At 40.4% G+C, this 17,850-nt stretch carries 20 protein-coding genes; 9 read left to right on the top strand and 11 right to left on the bottom strand.

The window, feature by feature from the left end:
- Positions 1-151: 151 nt before the first annotated feature.
- From BP549_RS14505 to mtrE, 9 genes are all read right to left on the bottom strand, one after another.
- On the bottom strand, positions 152-1,264 hold the full coding sequence (locus BP549_RS14505) for a hypothetical protein (RefSeq protein ID WP_292381814.1): 1,113 nt from the start codon (positions 1,262-1,264) through the stop codon (positions 152-154).
- A gap of 1,167 nt (positions 1,265-2,431) precedes the next feature.
- Positions 2,432-3,382: a tetrahydromethanopterin S-methyltransferase subunit H gene (gene mtrH / locus BP549_RS14510; RefSeq protein ID WP_292373901.1), complete on the bottom strand. Its 951-nt coding sequence runs from the start codon at positions 3,380-3,382 to the stop codon at positions 2,432-2,434.
- Positions 3,383-3,395: 13 nt separating this feature from the next.
- The gene (mtrG, locus tag BP549_RS14515) at positions 3,396-3,614 is read right to left on the bottom strand and encodes a tetrahydromethanopterin S-methyltransferase subunit MtrG (RefSeq protein WP_292373903.1); all 219 of its coding nucleotides are present in this window, start codon (positions 3,612-3,614) and stop codon (positions 3,396-3,398) included.
- 10 nt (positions 3,615-3,624) lie between these two features.
- Positions 3,625-3,846 (bottom strand): tetrahydromethanopterin S-methyltransferase subunit F, encoded by a 222-nt coding sequence (locus tag BP549_RS14520; protein ID WP_292381815.1) that lies wholly within the window; start codon positions 3,844-3,846, stop codon positions 3,625-3,627.
- On the bottom strand, positions 3,843-4,568 hold the full coding sequence (mtrA, locus tag BP549_RS14525) for a tetrahydromethanopterin S-methyltransferase subunit A (RefSeq protein ID WP_292373907.1): 726 nt from the start codon (positions 4,566-4,568) through the stop codon (positions 3,843-3,845). The genes BP549_RS14520 and mtrA overlap by 4 nt, the downstream gene beginning before the upstream one ends.
- Before the next feature lies 1 nt (position 4,569).
- Complete coding sequence (locus tag BP549_RS14530; RefSeq protein ID WP_292373910.1) at positions 4,570-4,896, bottom strand: tetrahydromethanopterin S-methyltransferase subunit B; 327 nt, start codon at positions 4,894-4,896, stop codon at positions 4,570-4,572.
- Positions 4,893-5,696, bottom strand: a complete 804-nt coding sequence (gene mtrC / locus BP549_RS14535; protein WP_292381818.1) for a tetrahydromethanopterin S-methyltransferase subunit MtrC — start codon at positions 5,694-5,696, stop codon at positions 4,893-4,895. The genes BP549_RS14530 and mtrC overlap by 4 nt, the downstream gene beginning before the upstream one ends.
- A 1-nt stretch (position 5,697) precedes the next feature.
- A complete protein-coding gene (gene mtrD, locus BP549_RS14540; RefSeq protein ID WP_292381821.1) occupies positions 5,698-6,450 on the bottom strand; it encodes a tetrahydromethanopterin S-methyltransferase subunit D in 753 nt (250 codons plus the stop codon).
- Positions 6,447-7,361 (bottom strand): tetrahydromethanopterin S-methyltransferase subunit E, encoded by a 915-nt coding sequence (gene mtrE, locus BP549_RS14545; protein ID WP_292373915.1) that lies wholly within the window; start codon positions 7,359-7,361, stop codon positions 6,447-6,449. The genes mtrD and mtrE overlap by 4 nt, the downstream gene beginning before the upstream one ends.
- Before the next feature lie 787 nt (positions 7,362-8,148).
- Between mtrE and BP549_RS14550 the strand changes: the two genes are divergently transcribed.
- Positions 8,149-8,958 carry a sugar phosphate isomerase/epimerase family protein gene (locus tag BP549_RS14550; protein ID WP_292373917.1) on the top strand — a complete coding sequence of 270 codons (810 nt, stop codon included), beginning with the start codon at positions 8,149-8,151 and terminating at the stop codon, positions 8,956-8,958.
- Between the two features lie 73 nt (positions 8,959-9,031).
- On the opposite strand, the gene BP549_RS14555 is transcribed toward BP549_RS14550, so the two are convergent.
- Complete coding sequence (locus tag BP549_RS14555) at positions 9,032-10,951, bottom strand: sodium:solute symporter family protein (protein ID WP_292381825.1); 1,920 nt, start codon at positions 10,949-10,951, stop codon at positions 9,032-9,034.
- Between the two features lie 491 nt (positions 10,952-11,442).
- Here BP549_RS14555 and wtpA point away from each other — a divergent pair, with 491 nt between their 5' ends.
- From wtpA to BP549_RS14595, 8 genes are all read left to right on the top strand, one after another.
- Positions 11,443-12,531: a tungstate ABC transporter substrate-binding protein WtpA gene (wtpA, locus tag BP549_RS14560; RefSeq protein ID WP_292381827.1), complete on the top strand. Its 1,089-nt coding sequence runs from the start codon at positions 11,443-11,445 to the stop codon at positions 12,529-12,531.
- Between the two features lie 138 nt (positions 12,532-12,669).
- On the top strand, positions 12,670-13,488 hold the full coding sequence (locus BP549_RS14565; RefSeq protein WP_292381830.1) for an ABC transporter permease: 819 nt from the start codon (positions 12,670-12,672) through the stop codon (positions 13,486-13,488).
- Positions 13,475-14,521, top strand: a complete 1,047-nt coding sequence (locus BP549_RS14570) for an ATP-binding cassette domain-containing protein (protein WP_292381833.1) — start codon at positions 13,475-13,477, stop codon at positions 14,519-14,521. Before BP549_RS14565 ends, BP549_RS14570 begins: the two co-directional genes overlap by 14 nt.
- A gap of 14 nt (positions 14,522-14,535) precedes the next feature.
- On the top strand, positions 14,536-15,087 hold the full coding sequence (locus tag BP549_RS14575) for a molybdenum-dependent transcriptional regulator (RefSeq protein ID WP_292381835.1): 552 nt from the start codon (positions 14,536-14,538) through the stop codon (positions 15,085-15,087).
- Between the two features lie 533 nt (positions 15,088-15,620).
- Positions 15,621-15,749 (top strand): desulfoferrodoxin FeS4 iron-binding domain-containing protein, encoded by a 129-nt coding sequence (locus BP549_RS14580; RefSeq protein WP_292373928.1) that lies wholly within the window; start codon positions 15,621-15,623, stop codon positions 15,747-15,749.
- 86 nt (positions 15,750-15,835) lie between these two features.
- A complete protein-coding gene (locus BP549_RS14585) occupies positions 15,836-16,066 on the top strand; it encodes a DUF2180 family protein (protein ID WP_292373929.1) in 231 nt (76 codons plus the stop codon).
- Between the two features lie 11 nt (positions 16,067-16,077).
- The gene (locus BP549_RS14590; protein WP_292381837.1) at positions 16,078-16,299 is read left to right on the top strand and encodes a DUF2180 family protein; all 222 of its coding nucleotides are present in this window, start codon (positions 16,078-16,080) and stop codon (positions 16,297-16,299) included.
- A 232-nt stretch (positions 16,300-16,531) separates the two neighbouring features.
- Positions 16,532-16,879 carry a carboxymuconolactone decarboxylase family protein gene (locus BP549_RS14595; RefSeq protein ID WP_292381839.1) on the top strand — a complete coding sequence of 116 codons (348 nt, stop codon included), beginning with the start codon at positions 16,532-16,534 and terminating at the stop codon, positions 16,877-16,879.
- Positions 16,880-17,265: 386 nt separating this feature from the next.
- Here the strand turns inward: BP549_RS14595 and BP549_RS14600 are convergent.
- Positions 17,266-17,850 (bottom strand): COG1361 S-layer family protein (locus BP549_RS14600; RefSeq protein ID WP_394339086.1); only part of this gene is annotated, 585 nt, incomplete at its 5' end.

The raw sequence follows: 17,850 nt of genomic DNA on the forward strand, positions 1-17,850 counted from the left end.
CGTTAGAAAATGTAGGCTTTAGATATTGAAGCTTTCGTGAAAACTTTAGCCTAAGGGCTGAAGTTTTAACCCTTAATTTATTTTAAACTCTCTTTAAAATAATATTAGGGAATCAATTGATCTGGTACATAGAAATTTGAATTTCTTAGTATTATTCGGGTTCTTCCATTTTTTCCATTAAAAGTAAATCCGAATTGTCAGGTTCTCGTCCTTGGAAGAATCTAAATACAATCATACTTGAATACGAGAATGCCTTAAAAGGCGTGCCATTTTCCCTGAATATGTTTGAAAAATATCCAACAAGGTTACGAATAACCCTTTCATCCTTGAAGTCATGAAAAATGGTTACTGATTCGTTTCCAGGTTCAAGGGAGATTTCTATATATTTAACAAGCTGGGTTGCAAGGTACATTTTTCTGAAATGAACCAGCAGTTCTGGAAGAGTCATATCACTTACCGACTGCTTGCAAAGGCGCTCAATGATTTTTGTCGGGTTTGGGACTTCTCCTGTTGCAAAAACTTCAAACTGACTCCGATGGAGAGTCACGAGATTGAACCTCTCAGCATTATAAGTATACATAAGCTGAGTCCAGAATTCGGTATTGTCGTCTAGTTCCTTACATAAAACATCAAGATATCCAAAGTGTTTTCGGATTCCGGGCATAATCTCATTCGAAGAGACAGATGCGTTCTTTTTGAAAGAGATTTGAGTCGAGTTTGATCTCCTGAAAACATGCTCAACATCAAGCTGTCTCCATCTGGAAAGAAAATGAGCCACCAGCTGGGCAAAAAAATCTCTGCTGTTTACAGTAGAGTTTGAAATAAGCACCAATGCAGATTCAGGATTATTAATATCTTCGCACTTTATTGAAGTTCGAATTGCCCATTGATAGCTTCTGGAAACTCTGTTAAGATAATCCTCTAATTGTTTCATGTCCTGAATTTCAAACGGATTGATAAGCTCATTAACAAGTTCTTCATCAGTAAGCCTACCCCTGGTACACCTGAACAACCATTCAAGCATTGTTGTATTTATAACAATATTTTCTCCACTCTGGATAGTCTCATTTAACTCTTCTTTTGCAGGAGTTTCTTTTAAAAATTCGATTGCTTCCTCAATACTTTTATGATTTGTAAGAGCTGTATCCGCAACTTCAATGGTGTCCCTGACTGCAGCGCTTAAATTCCCATTATTGGCATCCAGAAGGGGCTGTAACTTTTTAAGGTACTTATCATCCAGGGATATGTTCTTTCTGATCAGCATATTTTCCACCCGATGTATTCGGTTTCCTGGCTCTTTATGCTATGATCCGTTTTGATACCCGTAAGATCAGGACTATTATATAGCTTCGGTTAAAAAGTGAGAAAAAATTTATTTATAAAGAAGTACTTTGTAAATCCAAAAGTTTTTACTTAGAGCCTTATTTATGTTACTGGTAAGTGCTACCGAATCTTAAATCTTTCTATTTAGTACTACTTCTTTATGAACAAAATTGGTACATATTACACGAATTATTCCTATAGATCTTGATGTGTTATTACAATATTTTCATACTTATAAATTTTGTCGATTTACTTGGATGCACATGTTTATATTTTGTCGTACTTTCGAATCTTGATTTGATTTTCAGTCAAATGTTAAAAGTGAAAAGCTTGACAAATTAACAGAAATCAATGACACCAGTTCACAACTCTTTATATATATATGTTAAGAGAGTGTACGACATGTAAATCAAAAAAGTTCTAATGTATATTGGACTGTTATAACCTGGAAGATTGCGTTATTGATTTCACCCTGTCCTTGCAAGTTTGTCTAACCTTTTATTGTTTACCCTAATTAATCTCAAGAGCATCAGTTGAAGGTCATAGGTTGACATTTTCGAAAGCTGTGTGTTTAGGAGTAGATTGTATGGCTCTTGCTTTAAGCACAGGGTAAAAACTCACAGGTTATTATTAATTATCCTGAAAACTCACGATCTTCAAAGGCGATAACAGTCCCAAAAAGCGAGTTTGGGAGTGGATTCATAAGTACCTGGCAAATTAAGATGGAATTGTTTGGCCAGCCAGGTACTTTTCTCCCGAGAAAGTGACATAAACCTTTTAGGAAATATTTTTATCGTTTTCCTTTCGGGTTCATCTATAGCATATTCTTTTTGACTGACATAAATTCACGTTTTTCTGATTCGCTTGAGAATTAGGTTTTCTCTGGCCTATCAAAACATCTTATTTCCAGGTAAATCTGGATGTTCTAAAAGTAGACAAATAGAACTAAGTTTTCCCGAAAATGACAAGTAACAAGGTCAGAAAGGTAAAGAGAATAAAAGACTAAATTAGATAAAAAGCTACAAAAATATTCAAAAGAAGAAAAAAGCAAAGGAAATTTTCCTCTGCTTTTGAGTCCTGAGACTCTTTTTAATTTTGTTCTTTTTGCTTATGTCAGTTTGGTTACCGGGTGGTTTGCCAGGTCTGCGATCTCGACGCCAAGATCCTTTGCAGTTTCTCCAAGCATGATGTCGACCATTGCAACAGCCGGGAAAATATGGTTGACGTTCTCGATAGGACCATAGAGCAGGTAGTCGGAACCTGCAATCTGGGCTACCAGGTTGGTACCAATGTCTGCAGGCATGTAGATTGCCTTGGGGTCAGGCTGGGTCTTCTTGAATTTGCGAAGCCAATCCCATGCAGAAGCCATGTTGTGGTATCCACCGCCGATTGGCAATCCGAATTTTGCTTTCATTGTGGGTATCGAGCGGATAGTAGGGCCAGAACCTGCACCAAGAGGCATTGCCGCGACGTCGATTAAGGGATACTCGATTCCACATTCTTTTGCGATCTGAAGCATTCCTTTTGTTAATCCAGAACCACCGACTTCAAGAATGTCCATCTTTCCTTTTACGGTTGGATCAGTTGCGTTGAAAGCCAGAACGATTGAAGCTTTTACGTCGCTTTCTGTGAGGATATCGATTTCTTCCTGTTCAATACTTGCGTTGATCGAGTTGTGAATTGCCCTGTCTGCAACACCGATTTCGGTACAGTGTTGAGCTGCGGCTGCACGCACATTTCCGGCTGAGGAGTCAATCAGGAAAGGTGTCCTGTCGTCGATCTCAACAAACCAGTCAATGTAGCGATTAATTGATTCGGGGGTTTCTCCTACAATTTGGTTTACATAGGGGTTTCCTGTGGCATCGCTCATTGAGACCTGGGTGTTCCAGAGGGTTTCTGCAGCAGCCCTGTCGAAGATACCCTTGTCTTCATCGGTCACAATCTTGTGCCTTGCATAGAACATAGTACTGACTAACACGGTTGGGAATTCACCCGGCTGTCCACCGAACTTAACTCCGCCGATTTCAAAAACTTCCTGTTTCTTGTCAAACTTGAACATTTTGATCCCTCACTTAAATGAACATTGATGATACAAAGGTATACAGCAGGAAGAGCAGCAGGCCAATGACTCCACCGTACAGAATTCCAATATCCCTTCCTACTTTCTTTCCTATTTTTTGTGCAACTTCACTGTTGACAAACTCAATCTTCTCATCGATCTTATCGAGCCTTTTCATTACTTCGTTAAATTCACCTGGCTCTACAAACGCTGCTGGTGCTTTTCCATCCATATTATTCACCTCACCAGACAAGTAACGGGAGTACAATGACCATCAGCAGCGAAAAGATGAAACCTGCTGCAAAGCCGACTATTCCGGTAGCCGCAACCCCGGAGTCAAGCTTCTGGTTTCTCGCAATCAACTGTGCTCTATATCGAATGCTCTCAACAGTAGCATCAATTGCACCCATCTGAGGAGCAAGCACCATTGGTACGCCTTTATCGTATTCTTCTGCCATTTTCATACCCTCCCTATTAGTAATAATCCAAGCAGGGATATGGTTATTGTCAACCCTATCATGGCGCCTTCGATCTTTCCTGCGTGAACTCCTGAGTGGAACTTGTTCAAGTTTCCTATATCCATCATGCGGGCTTCGATTGCCTTCAGTCTGCTGCGGATAACTGCAATTTCCCCGGAGACCGGCCTGACAACGCCGCCTTCTTCTTCTTCTTCACCTGCCTCACTGATCTCAACAATCATAGGTTCTGCATCAAAAGCACCCGGGTCTTTTGAGGCGAGTTCTCTTACTTTGGAAGTAATGGCACCCATATCCTCGGTATCAATAAGGTTGACAGTCTGAACCTGTTCCTGGAAACGGGCAATTGCGGCTGCATCCAGGTTTTCGACATATGGAATTGCACCCAGTGCCCCTGAAATCCTGTTGTCTTTTACACCATTTGCGTGAAGGCTCAGGATTGACTGTCCGATAATGTGTCCTTTAACCTCAGAGCCAGTTACAAGCAGGTATCTGATGTTAGGGTTTGAGATAATGTGAGCAACTACCTTTTCAATACCGAGGTTTTCAGTCTTACATGATCCGGTAACGGCTGCTCCTGCATCAAGGATTGGATTTCCGGGAAGGTGTGATCCGCAGGTAATTACCAGTACGCAGTTCTTGACATTGCCTACTTCATATTCACCTTTCAGGATAGGCCATCCTGGGGCTGGTTCTCTCTTATCTGCCATTTTACACCACCCCTTTCATCAAACTTGATATATAAATGATAAGGGCCAGTAGCCCGCTGAAGGCAAGACCTACAACGACTCCGTAGAAAGAGTTTCCGTAAATTCCTGCCACGTAGGAGGTATTCTCACGGCCTGGCCAGGAATTAAGGAGCGGTTTGCTGGGCGAAAGGGAATTCAGCAGGTCATCTGCAATTGTATCCAGTTTGTCCATTCTCTCAAAGACGGGCTCCATGGAATACTGAATCGAGTCTTTCCGTTCTTGTGTCACGGTTCCCGTTTCCGGGTCCATAACTAAATTTAACTCGGGAGCTATTCTAACCATGCTCATTGTAGTTCCTCCGCACTTGGCAGCAGACCGGTTCCAACCACTGCATATGCATCTCTCTTAATAAGTGCATAGTGCTTGTTGAAAGCAACATACCAGATGACAATTCCTATAAGCATGTTTAAGCCAGCAGCCATTAATCCTTCATGGAGTGAAGAGGCAAAGCCTGTAATTATTAGTGCAATGGCTCCCTTTTCAACAGCAAGCATAAGGGTTCTGTCCTGCTTCTCATCAGGTCCCAGGCTAGCGTTGAAGGGATGAAGGATTCCCATACCACCTATAATGAAGATCAGTGCAATGTATCCGTTTGCGACTACATATTGAACGACTGCAGCATAATTAAAGGACCCAGCAATGACAACGCTCAACCCGAGAATTACAAGGGTACCTGCACATGAAATCTCTATCATCGCCTGTTCCATAATAGGGATACCCATGCCGATTACCCTGTTTGAAAGAGCACCGATTACACCACCTATAATTGCTGCAACAATGAAAGCAACTATAGGCCCTGCAATACCTCCTACTGCAAGTCCGAAGAGGGCTGCTATAATACCCATACCAAGGGATAGCATACCAATTGATGGGACACCGGTACCAAGTCCATAGCTTGCAACACGCCTGACAGCATCAGCACCCCAGACTGTTGCACAGATTGCTCCAAGTCCTCCGAAGAAGGAATATGCTGGAGGTGCGTAGTGGCCAAGGTAAATCCCGACAAGGCCGCCAACTATACCTAAAGCCATTATATTTTGTGGAGAATATCCGCCTTTGGCTCCTCCTCCTGCTCCACCTACAGACATATTAAATACCTCCTAGCTGTGCGATTGCAATTACCGCCACGATAGCACACAGTAGTGTTGCTATGAGGGAAGAAATTACCGCCTTTGGCCATTTTTTGAATTTCGGATCGTGGAACCCTTCAATTGTACCTCCTATGTTATAGGAAGGAATTACAGCGTTCACAAAGAAAATGCCTATTGCAAATATTGCTGCAACTGCTACAAGCGCGTTGACTGTGACTGAATTGGTAACTCCAGAACCCTGCAGGCCTACGCTCATACCCACTTCGATGAGTGAATAATAAACAAGGGAACCTCCAATTCCACCAAGCGCAGCGCCGATAACTCCGCTTACAAAACTGACTGTAGGGAGTCCGTGCCCTTCAGTACCCTGGGATACATACAGATCCTGCCTGTACTTTGTAAAAGGATCATACTTTACTTTTGCGGAAGAAGGCACACATCCTACACCATATACATAGACCCAGGTACCGACAATCATGGTCACAGCGATCATGATCATTGCACCCACTGCTCCTGAGGCAAGAATCAGGGCAAGGTTGTCTGTTACGTTCATCATGAAGCCTGCACTAACAAGTCCTGTCAGACCTGCGCCTGCTGCCAGCTGCACTGTACCGGTACCGATACCTGTCGCCTGAGCCATAGCTGCAGGTGCACCACCTACAGGCACGAAGTGAACACTCCAGGAAATAAGAGCGCCGCCGATAGTGATGGCGATCATCCAGATGATGTTTCCTAAGATAGCGTCCATCATGCTGAAGCCTCCTCAGACTTGTCTTCCTTGTAAGGGCCAAATGCCTTGCGGGCTCCAACTTCGATTTTCCAGTTCCAGATAATTAAAATAAGGACAATAACAACACCTGCAATAACAGAAAGCCATCCCATGGTCAGGCCTTTTGCAGGATCAAAAATAGTGGTTATCCAGCTTCCCAGGAATACGGTCATACCAAAAGCAAGCCCTGTAACAGGACCTCCAAACTTAGCACAGAACCAGGAGTTATCAAAACTATTCCTCAGCCCAGATTCGGCATATCTTACAATATTTCCTGAGTTTGAAGCGTTCAGTCCTGAACCGAATTCAAACTGCTGGAATTCACGCTCTGCGCCGTAGTGAACATCGCCTGTTGACGATCCGATTGCACCTACTGTGATACCCCAGATAAAAGCCAGCATAGTTAGCGGGAAGGGGTGTCCGAGTACAACGGTCATCAAATACGATACCACTAGAACACAGAAAGTAGTTATGAACGAATATCCCATAATTGCAGGGGTGTGAGATCTTATCATATCAAGATAAATCGGTTGCTTGAACCGACTCTGACTAGCACATCTACCCATTGTAGCAGTTACCGAAAAGGTACCATGTACGCATGCTGCAATGAGGGAACCAAATACCAGTGCAAATAATGGGGAAAGTGTAAATTCACTAATTAATACTGTTGCAATGGCTGCACCAATAGAACACATTAATGCATTAGATGGTGGTTCTCCAGATATTGCTTTGTTGTATATTCTGTGGGGAAACATCATTTGGGGAGCTAACTGCACCTGAGAGTTAGGGTTACTCTGCGAGCCTATATCAGATTCCAGGTCTTCCGAGGCACCTGCAATGGTCGCAGCCACTCCGATAAGTGCAAGCACTCCCATGCTTATGAGTGGTTCCATTCATTTTCCTCCTTTATATTATTACATGTAATAAATTGGATTCAAAAAACGCTGTACATTTTTTTGAAATCGTCTGCCATATCATTACAAATAAATATGATTATGACGCGCGTTAATTTTTTGATTAGAGAGGATCATTCATAAACCTTTCGAAATATGTAGGCTTTTAAAATATTATTAGATAGGCATATAATATATAATCAATTTTATAAGACAGATAAAGCTGGTTAAAATAAACAAAATCTTATATTTATATAAATAAAAAAATTCTACTTTTTCCAATATAATATAAAGATTCCGATTATAAATAATAAATTTTTTTTGTTTAGATTTAAATATATAATTTTTATTTTTATATTAATGAGTTTTCTGCTGTAGTTTTTATAATATTGAATAATATAAAATGTAAATTGTGTTAACTTCTTCGTGTACTCGAATAAAAAATAAGATATGTTATCTGAACATAAAGTACAAATTATTTAATACTGCATATATTATTAATAAAATATATTTGTCACAAGAAACTATATATTTATTTTAAAGAATTGTTATAAATAATATTATACTGTTTCCCGGAAAACATTTATTTATATATAAATATGTTGGCTGACAATAGCCTAATTTTATCCTATTAGTAGTATGAGAAAGTTTGGCTACGATTTAAGAGAAACTTCCTTCATGTTTTTAATTTGATGACAATGTTGGTCAATTATTTATAAAAGTCACACAAACTTTAGTTCTGCAAGTAGCAGAAAAGGATTTTATATTTAATTTCCTTGCATAATGTGTGATTCTAGGAGCTTCATCCTTTACCAGCCCCCCTGAGGATTTAAAGGAACATGTTGAGTCAATAGAGTTATATATTCCCAAACTTGGAATCTACAATGGCTCAGCGCTTGAAATAGAAAAGCTTGACAGAGTGCTTGACGAAATCTCGATCTATGATTTTGCAGTCACAGTTCATGCCCCTTACTTTGCGGGAGATTTGAAATATCCTTCAGCTCTCCAAGTTGACACTGCACAAATGGGCAAGAGAGAATTTACCCTTATGGAAGAATCAATTGCACTTGCAAGCCGGATCGGAGCCTCTGTTGTGGTAATACACCCAGGCAGGGTTGGCCATGATAGGGAAAAATCTTATTTCTCCATGGTCAAAAACCTTAACAAGCTTGCGTCCGTAGCTGAAGATTACGGAGTTACTATAGGTCTTGAAAATAAGGAAGGTACAGATCCTTCGAACTTTTGCTGTGAGGCCGAAGAGCTTTCCCAGACCATAGAGGCTGTGGATTCAGGACACCTGAAAGCTACCTTTGATATAGGACACGCAAACCTTACCTGCGGAGGCAATCCAGAGAAGCTAAGGAAATTTGTCCGAACCTTGCAGGAACATATAATTCATCTTCACCTGCATGATAATAGTGGACAATGGACAGAAAAATACGATGGAGATGAACACATGGCTCCTGGAGAAGGTTGCGTGGACTTTTCAGTCTTGAAACTGCTTTCTGGATATAGAGGGGTCTACAATTTTGAAGTATTTTCCCTCGAAGACCTCCTTTTTGGAAAAAAGACCCTTGAAAACGCCTTAAAGCTTTAAAATATATTAAAATTGTAAAAAAGAGAAGCAAAGGTTCGACTAAGAACCTTAGCTTACTTGGGACCCAGATCATTTAAAAGTAATCCAGTTTAATTCCTTTCTGGCCAAATACTGTTTTCAACTCTTCATAAGCCGTGAAAAGCTCTTTTCTCTGCCTTCCGAGAGTTTCAAGTCTGGGCTCTGCTTTGAGCCAGATATCCTTCTCTTCGGTACCTCTTGTAACTGCAACACAGGCGAGCATGTCTCCATGGGTCAATCTGTATATTGAATCAAGCCCTGTAGGCGTTACCCAGGCAGGGGAGATTGTCTTAAGCTTTTCAACTAATTCTTTCCAGCTAATATTTCCAGAAATATGAAGGTTGAGCTGGAGGTGAACACGTTCTCCTGTAACTTTCTCATCTAGATTTTCAAGGAAAACGCCATATTCAGGATCTTTTTCACTGATATCACGTGCCTCATAGCGGGCAAGTTCTTCCGCCTCTTCTTCGAAGAAAGGCGCAAGGTTCACCTTGCTTGAGGGTTTTGTCATAAGGGAAACTCCAAAGAAAGCGATTGCACTCAGAGCCATTCCCACGATAACTCCATGGCCCATGAGAACCGGGTGAATACTTTCCAGATAATTAGTAGCAAAAGGAGGGGTATATATCAGGTCAAGTGCCACAAGGGCCACCTGAGCAATAAACCCTACCACCATGCCTGCAAAAGCTCCTTCCTTGGTAGCTCGCTTCCAGTATAGCCCGCCCATAAGTGGAAAGAAGTAAGAGGAACTTGCAACGAAAGTTGCGATGTGAATGGCATCAATAATGTTGGTGATGACAAATGAGCCTGCTGTTGCAGCGACTATAATAAACAGTACACTGATCCTGTTTACCAGCATCATTTCCTTCATTGTGGCATCCGGATTTATATATCTCTGGTAAATATCCCTTGAGATACAGGATGCCCCTGAGGTTGAAAAAGTGTCCGTACAGGACATGGAAGCCGCTGCGAGCCCTATTGCACTGAAAGCTATTATTGCAGGTGAAGAGACAAAGCGTTCAACGACAAAGGATAAGAGTGCGGGCTCTGCAAGGGCCATTCCTGCAGGATAACCCATTTCTGCGATTTCAGGGTATATATTGTTGAGGGCTATTGCGATTACAGCACAGGCTGCAAAGACAACAGTGATCATAAGAGCACCAATTGCCATTCCTAGACTGGCAGATTTTCCATCTTTTGCAGCCCAGATTTTCTGCCAGGGATCCTGTTCCGTGATCCAGCCTGGGATTAAGGCAAGGGAAAAGATCAGGACCATTGGAAGGCCGATTGAGAAGGGATTCCACCAGTCTCCTGATACGTTTCCAAAAAGCTCTGAAGCACTTATCGCAACAGTGCCGAGGCCTCCGTCAGCGACTGTTCCTACTGCTGCGAAAGCCATTCCTACTGCAAAGATAGCAAGGAAAGTGAACTGGATTGTATCTGTCCACATTACTGCATAAAGTCCTCCGAGAGTTACATAAATGGAAACAGCAGCTGCAATTATGATTGCAGCATATAAAGGATCAAGGCCGTAGAAGGTCTGCAGCACAAGGGAAAGCCCTGTGATGTCAGATACTGCAAAAAGAATCATTACAACAGTGATTATCACAGCAATTGGCAATCTGACTATACTACCATAACGTTGTTCCAAGAGTTCAGGCTGGGTGATTGCAGGCAGGTTCTTGATCTTCCTTACAAGCACAGCAAGGAAAAGAAGAGCTATGATGTTCGGAGCTACAAAAACCCAGATAGAGCCCATTCCTTGAAGCATATAATATCCTACAACAGCAAGAATCCCGCCTGCTGTAAGCCAGGACGCTGCTGCAGAAAAACCCAGGACTGGAGCTCCAATCTCACGGCCAGCCAGCCAGAAGTCTGTGATGGATTTTTGTCTGTTATTAAAATACCAGCCAATAGCCACAAGCGAGGCTATATAGACTGCGAGCACTATAAGGAAAATACTATAACCATCCATAAATAAACCTTCAAAAATATTAGTTAACACTTATGAGTAATTCGTTTTGTCGAAACTTTAGGTATATTATTTAATTCTTGAAATATAGGACTTTTTATATATTGGCATTGTATCAACATGTGAATAAATAAACTTTTACTATCATTAAAAGATTTATTTAATTCTTTACAGTCTTATGAACTCTGTTTTTTAGTTTACACAAGTTAACTTGAATTAAAATCATTTTTATGATTCTTATTTCGATTTTTTTTAATTCATTATTTTTAATTTTCACTTTTTCCTTTTATAATCCTTATTTCTATTTTTATTTCTTTTTAAGAAATTTTCAGGTTACGTTTGTATTTTCAATTATTATTCAGTAGTATATGAGTGAAATAAAGGGTTATTATGACATCAATTCCTTTTTTCCCAAATATTACTTCTTTATTGTAAAAAAACTGTTATTTTTTCTCAACAAAGTTTATATTTGTTATGTTCAAAAACACATAACTATGAAAGTTAAAACCAGCGTTTTCAAATTGATAGCAGTCCTCTTGATACTGCTTGTATTTGCCGGCATAGGTTGTGTTGGCGATAAAACCGAGAACAAAAGTACGAACTCGACAGAAAACGCCTCTGGGAATGTCTCTGCAGGCGGAGGAACGGTCCTGAAGGTTTTCCATGCAGGAAGTTTGGGCAAACCTTTTGAAGAGCTTGAAGCCGAGTTTGAAACCCAGCATCCTGGAGTCGATGTCCAGCGAGAAGCTGCAGGCAGCGCACAGAGTATAAAAAAGATAACCGAACTGGGGAAAAAGGCTGACGTTCTTGCATCTGCCGATTATGCCCTGATCCCATCCATGATGATACCTGAATATGCTGACTGGTACGTAGATTTTGCAAGAAACCAGATGGTAATTGCCTACACGAATGAAAGTAAATACAGTGACGAAATCAACGCGAATAACTGGTATGAAATCCTCAGGCGGCCTGATGTTCGCTATGGTTTTTCTAACCCAAATGATGATCCTGCAGGATATAGGTCACAGATGGTAACCCAATTAGCTGAGTTTTATTATAATGACAGCCGGATCTACGATGACCTGATTCAGAATTATACCGGTATGACTACAACTACAGAGGAAAATAGGACAGTTCTTGTGCATGTGCCTCCATCTGAAGAAATTTCTCCTAACACCAGTAAAATTATGCTCAGGAGCATGGAAGTTGAACTTATTTCTGCCCTTGAAACAGGGGAAATTGACTATTTCTACATTTACCGGAGTGTCGCCGAGCAGAATAGTTTCAAATACGTGGAACTTCCACCTGAAATTGACCTAAGTTCACTGGATTATGCTGACAATTACTCAAGGGTTAAGGTAGAAATGGCAAATGGAGAAGTGGTTACAGGATCTCCTATTGTTTACGGCATAACTATCCCGAAAAATGCCGAAAATCCGGAACTTGCTGCTGAGTTTGTTAAACTTCTCCTCGAAGAGCCCGGCCAGCAAATATTCATAAAGAACGGCCAGCCTCCGATTGTTCCTGCGATTGCCGAAGGAAAAGATAAAATGCCTGAAGAGTTACAGTCTCTTGTAGAATAAAAACAAGTCAAAAGAAAGTGAAAACTATAAGGTAAAGTAAAAAACGTTAAGATAAAATGAAATTAAGATAAAATGAAAGTCAGAACACAGAGGTCATAAAGCTCCTTAAAACAAAAACGACAATAGAAGGATATAAGAATGAAAGCCTTAACTCGAAAAACCAGGAAACTTGAGCCTTTGACTTTCGTTTTTTCCCTTTTACTGCTTGTTCTCTTTCTGTTTATATTCGTAACTCTTTCAAATATGATTTTCGGGCAAATTTTTGACGATTTCCAAGGACTTCTTGAAGCTGCAGAAAATAGCGCTGTTATAAGGTCGATTTTTCTTTCTCTGTATGCAGGCTTTCTGGCAACCCTTCTTGCCCTTTTTCTAGGAGTACCTACTGGTTACATTCTCGCAAGGTTTGATTTTCCTGGAAAACGGCTGATCGAAAGTGTTATTGATGTGCCTGTAGTAGTCCCGCACACAGTTGCAGGAATAGCTATTCTTACGGTTTTCGGGTCAAAAGGGCTTATTGGTGGCCCTCTTGGAGCCTATATACAGTTTCGGGACGCACTGCCAGGAATTATCGTTGCAATGCTTTTTGTCTCCCTGCCGTACCTAGCCAATTCCGCAAGAGAAGGGTTCAAAAGCGTTGATCCCAGACTTGAAAATGCGGCTCGTTCCCTTGGCGCTCCTCTCTGGAAAGCCTTTCTCTTTGTAACCTTACCTCTCTCAGCAAGGCATATTTTAATAGGATCCATAATGACCTGGGCAAGAGCTATCAGTGAATTCGGGGCCGTCGTGCTGATCGCCTATTATCCCATGATAGGGCCAACTCTTATCTATGACCGATTTCTTTCCTATGGCTTGTCTGCATCCAGACCTATAGCCGTGCTGCTTATCCTGGTAATGCTTTCCATATTCATAGTCATAAGGATTCTTTCTGCAGGCTGGAGTATATATGATAGAGATTGAGTCCCTTTCAAGAAAATGGAAAAACTTTGCTCTGGAGAAATTGACCCTTAGAATTGATTCAGGGGAATATTTTGTGATCCTTGGGCCTACAGGAGCCGGAAAAACCCTCTTTATGGAGTTAATAGCTGGTTTTCACTCCCCGGATTCCGGTAAAATTCGGATTAATGGAAAAGAGGTAACACACCTGCCTCCTGAAAAACATGAGCTTGCTTTTGTCTACCAAGACTACTCACTTTTTCCTCACATGAGCGTGAAAAAAAATATTGAATTTGGCATGCGGATGAAAAAAATAAGATCAAAGGAAAAGCTCTTTGAAATTGCCAGGGATCTGAAAATTGCTCACCTGCTTGATCGCCATCCTCTCACGCTTTCGGGAGGAGAACAGCAGAGAGTTGCTCTTGCAAGAGCACTTGTGACTGATCCGAAAATTCTGCTTCTGGATGAGCCCCTGAGCGCACTGGATCCCAGGACACAGGAAAGTGCCAGAGAGCTACTCACAACTATCCACAAAAATAAAAAATTGACTGTGATGCATATTACCCATGACCAGACAGAAGCCCGGATAATGGCTGACAGGATCGCGATAATAATGGATGGAAAACTTATGCAGGTAGGGGTTCCAGAAGAGATCTTCGAAAAGCCGGTTGACAGCCAGGTAGCCAGCTTTGTAGGGTTTGAGAATATGCTGAACGGCAGGGTAATCTCTGCGGACCGTGGCCTCCTAAAGATTGAAGCCGGGGAGATAATTATTGATGCTTCAGGATATATTGAAGTTGGGAGCCAAGTATCTGCCTTTCTGAGGCCTGAAAACATAGCTTTAAGTAAAACTTCCGCACAATCCAGCGTGAGAAACTCTTTACAGGGCAGAGTTACTGAAGTCTGGATGCTGGGAGCTCTTGTTCGGGTAAAAGTTGATTGCGGAGTTCTTCTTAATGCCCTCATAACCCGGCAATCGGCAGAGGAAATGGGTATTGTTCCCGGAATCCCTGTCTTTGCCCAGTTCAAGGCAAGTTCTATCCATGTACTCCGGTAAAAAGGTGAAAATCTGTGAAAGCAAGAACAAAGCTCTGGTTTACTGAAGAAGGAAAAACCGTCATGGGTGCTGGAAGAGCTGAGTTATTAAGGATAATAGAAGAAGAACACTCACTTCGGAAAGCCTGCAAGAAGCTCGGGATCTCATATAAACACGCCTGGATGATGCTTAAGAAAATGAATGAGGCTCTAGGCGAACCTGCAATTGTAACAGTACGCGGGGGAAAAAACCAGGGTACCTTCCTGACCGATCTTGGAAGAAAGATGCTGGCTGAGTATGATACAGGCAAACAGTTTATTAATAAAACTATAGAGGATGAAACCGCCTGGGAAAATTTAAGTTTTAAGTTATCAGCCAGGAACCAATTGCCAGGTAAAGTGCTTGAAGTGGAAAAAAACGAGCTTGTTTGTAAAATTACAATTGAAGTCGAACCATCAACTATAACCTCAGTAGTTACCAAGGAAGCTGTAGAAAAACTTGACATCAAACCTGGTGACAGAATTTACGCGGTCATCAAATCGACCGAGGTAATGGTTGCAAAACCTACCAATGAAAAAAGCAGATAAAAAACCAATTCTAAAAATTAGCTTTAAGATAGATATTTTTCACAATTCATGAGTGAACTATAAATTTAATTTATAGTTTCCTCTTTATTCAGAAAAGAATTGTAGCTCCTTTCTTTAATAAAGTAATTTACAGTTATCCCAACTAAAAATACAGTTTAAAAACAGTACTTTTTGATAAAAATCCTTCTGTATCTATTAAAATTCTCCATAGAGATGCTTTATTGTCAATTTGAATACATTTTTAATAATTTGGTTATATACATTTGCACTCTTCCCATTTACATAATAATTCTTTGCAAATTCGAATAAAGATGTCCATTTGAAATTTTAGTTTAGTAGAATAGATGAGACTATCATATTTTTTAAGTTATTGTTGCAAAAATTTAATAAATCAAGCGAGCAAAATAAAGGATAATTTATTATTTTCTGGTCTTTTAAGTAATATGGGGATTACTCAATTTTGAAAAATAATTATCCTTTGTGTCCAGAAAATAATAAAAATATTTAAATTAAGAAAAAGAGGTTAAAAGTATATGAGTGTATCTGCTAAAGGGGAAAGATATCTTTGTGAGATATGCGGTAATGAGGTTGTAGTAGAAGAAGTCGGAGGGGGAACTCTTGTTTGCTGTGGTCAGGAGATGACTCTTATTAATGAGGAATAAAGTCATCCATATAACTAATAATTTTATACTTGCATCTTAACCGAATTTTTGGATTAACATAATTCATCTTACCTGGGGAAAAGCTTATGAAATGTTACGAATGCGCCAGAGAAGGAAAAGATACAGATGCTGTTGGGATCTGTATTGCATGTGGTAGAGGGGTTTGCAAAGAGCATCTTATCCGTGAGGAAACTCCTGTCTGGGAAGGAAATTATCCAATTGAACTGAAGCCTGACCTTGAGCACATAAAAAGGATTATGTGTTTTCCCTGCCGTGAAGCCCTGAAGGAAAACTGCCTGTTTAATGAGGTTTGCTGAGGTGGCCAAGAATGCTGAAATGTTATGATTGCTCAGAAGAGGATAAAGTAAATGAGGCAGTAGGCATTTGCATTGTTTGTGGAAAAGGCCTCTGTATGAAACATATCAAACAAGTAGATGTATCAATGAAAGGTGGGTATCCACTGCCCCATTTGACGCTAAAGAAAGATCTTCCTAGAATGATGTGCCGTGAGTGTATTGACGCCACTCTTGGAGAGGGAGGCTGTGTTTAAAACAAGCTGATCTCAAAATTTCGATCATTCGTTATTTAGACTAAAAGCAGATTTTCCATTTAGTTTATAGTTTTCTACTGCTAAATAATCAAGAAGAATTAGAAATAGTCTTGGAATGAACATTAGAAAAAATCATTTGAAAAAGATATAAATTATATCTTTTTTAAATTTAAAAGTTAAACGTTGGATACAGATATAAAAATTATAGTAACTTACAGGTAGGTGGCATAATTTGGCAGACCATAAAGATGTAGTTGAGAGTATAGAAAAGAAAATGGGATTTAAGCCTCATATTCTAGAAACGCTTGAAGAACTTGACCCTGAGTTTCTTACAAAGTACAGACGCTGTAATGGAAAATTATTATCTGATGGAGCTCTGCCTGCAAAAACAAAAATCCTTATGGCTCTTGCAGTTGTGGCATCTAAACAGTGTGAGGCCTGTACGGTGGCACAGATGAAAAGCGCTCTTAACCATGGAGTTACTAAAGAAGAAATCATGGAAGCAATGGATGTTATCTTTCTTACCTCAGGAGCTCCGGCTGTTGCTGCATGCCGAGAAAGCCTTAAATTATTGAAATAAAATAATAAAATGACTTTATCAATTTAATTTTTTTAGAATAGATTATACGATAGATATGGGCAGACACCTGGTTTATAGGGACTCCCATATATCAGGGAACCGTGATAGGAAAATAGTGTACTTTTTTAGGGTAACTGTTAATTTCTTCAATTCCTAAAAAAGGAAAAATGATAAATCCAAGAATTCAGAATTAAGATAGACTCTTTATGCTTAATTTTATGCTGTATTTCAAGCTATATTTTTGAAACTGATTTTTGAAAGATTGAGAAAAATTTCTCTGTATAAAAAAGTGCCATTCCGGCTTGAGTTAGTTTTCAAACCGAAAGGCATAGGGTTGACTGCTATTACAAAGTCTTTTTCTCTTTTGAATCTTTTATTTCAACCGCTTACTCCTGTTTCGTTCTCCTGAAGACAACAAAAAGAGCTGCAAGAGCCATGAATATAATTCCTGTTCCAAGCTGGTATCCTGGAAGCTTCTTTTCAGCAGGCAAGACTTCAGTGTTTATTTTAACACTATCGGAAATTTGGTCGTGGCCTTCTGTATCTTCATAGAGGACTTCGCTGTTTAATGAGTAAGGTTTCGGGGTTGCGGTCTCGTCCACATCCATATCAAAGACTGCTACAGCACTTTCTCCAGGTTTCAGGTTTCCGAGGTAAGCCTGGTCGTCGGTTGTGCTGAAGGGGTCGCTTGCACTGACTCTTACAGTTGCATCATTTGCAGGTTCTTCACCTACATTCTTATAGGTCACTTCAAGCATACCACCTTCATCAGGGTAAAGGTTGCCTGTTACATTTGTGACCTCAAAGTAAGGTTCATTCTTTACCTGCACAAATACTGTCTGGTTCTCGGTTGCGTTTTCGTACCAGATACCTACTCCCTGATTAGTCACCATACCAGTGGAAGTATCGTACTCATCTCCACTTACCTGCACGTTGTTCTGGTATTTATACGAAAGATTCAGGTTCAAGGG

The organism is Methanosarcina sp. UBA289 (genome assembly GCA_002496565.1).
Classification (GTDB): Archaea; Halobacteriota; Methanosarcinia; order Methanosarcinales; family Methanosarcinaceae; genus Methanosarcina.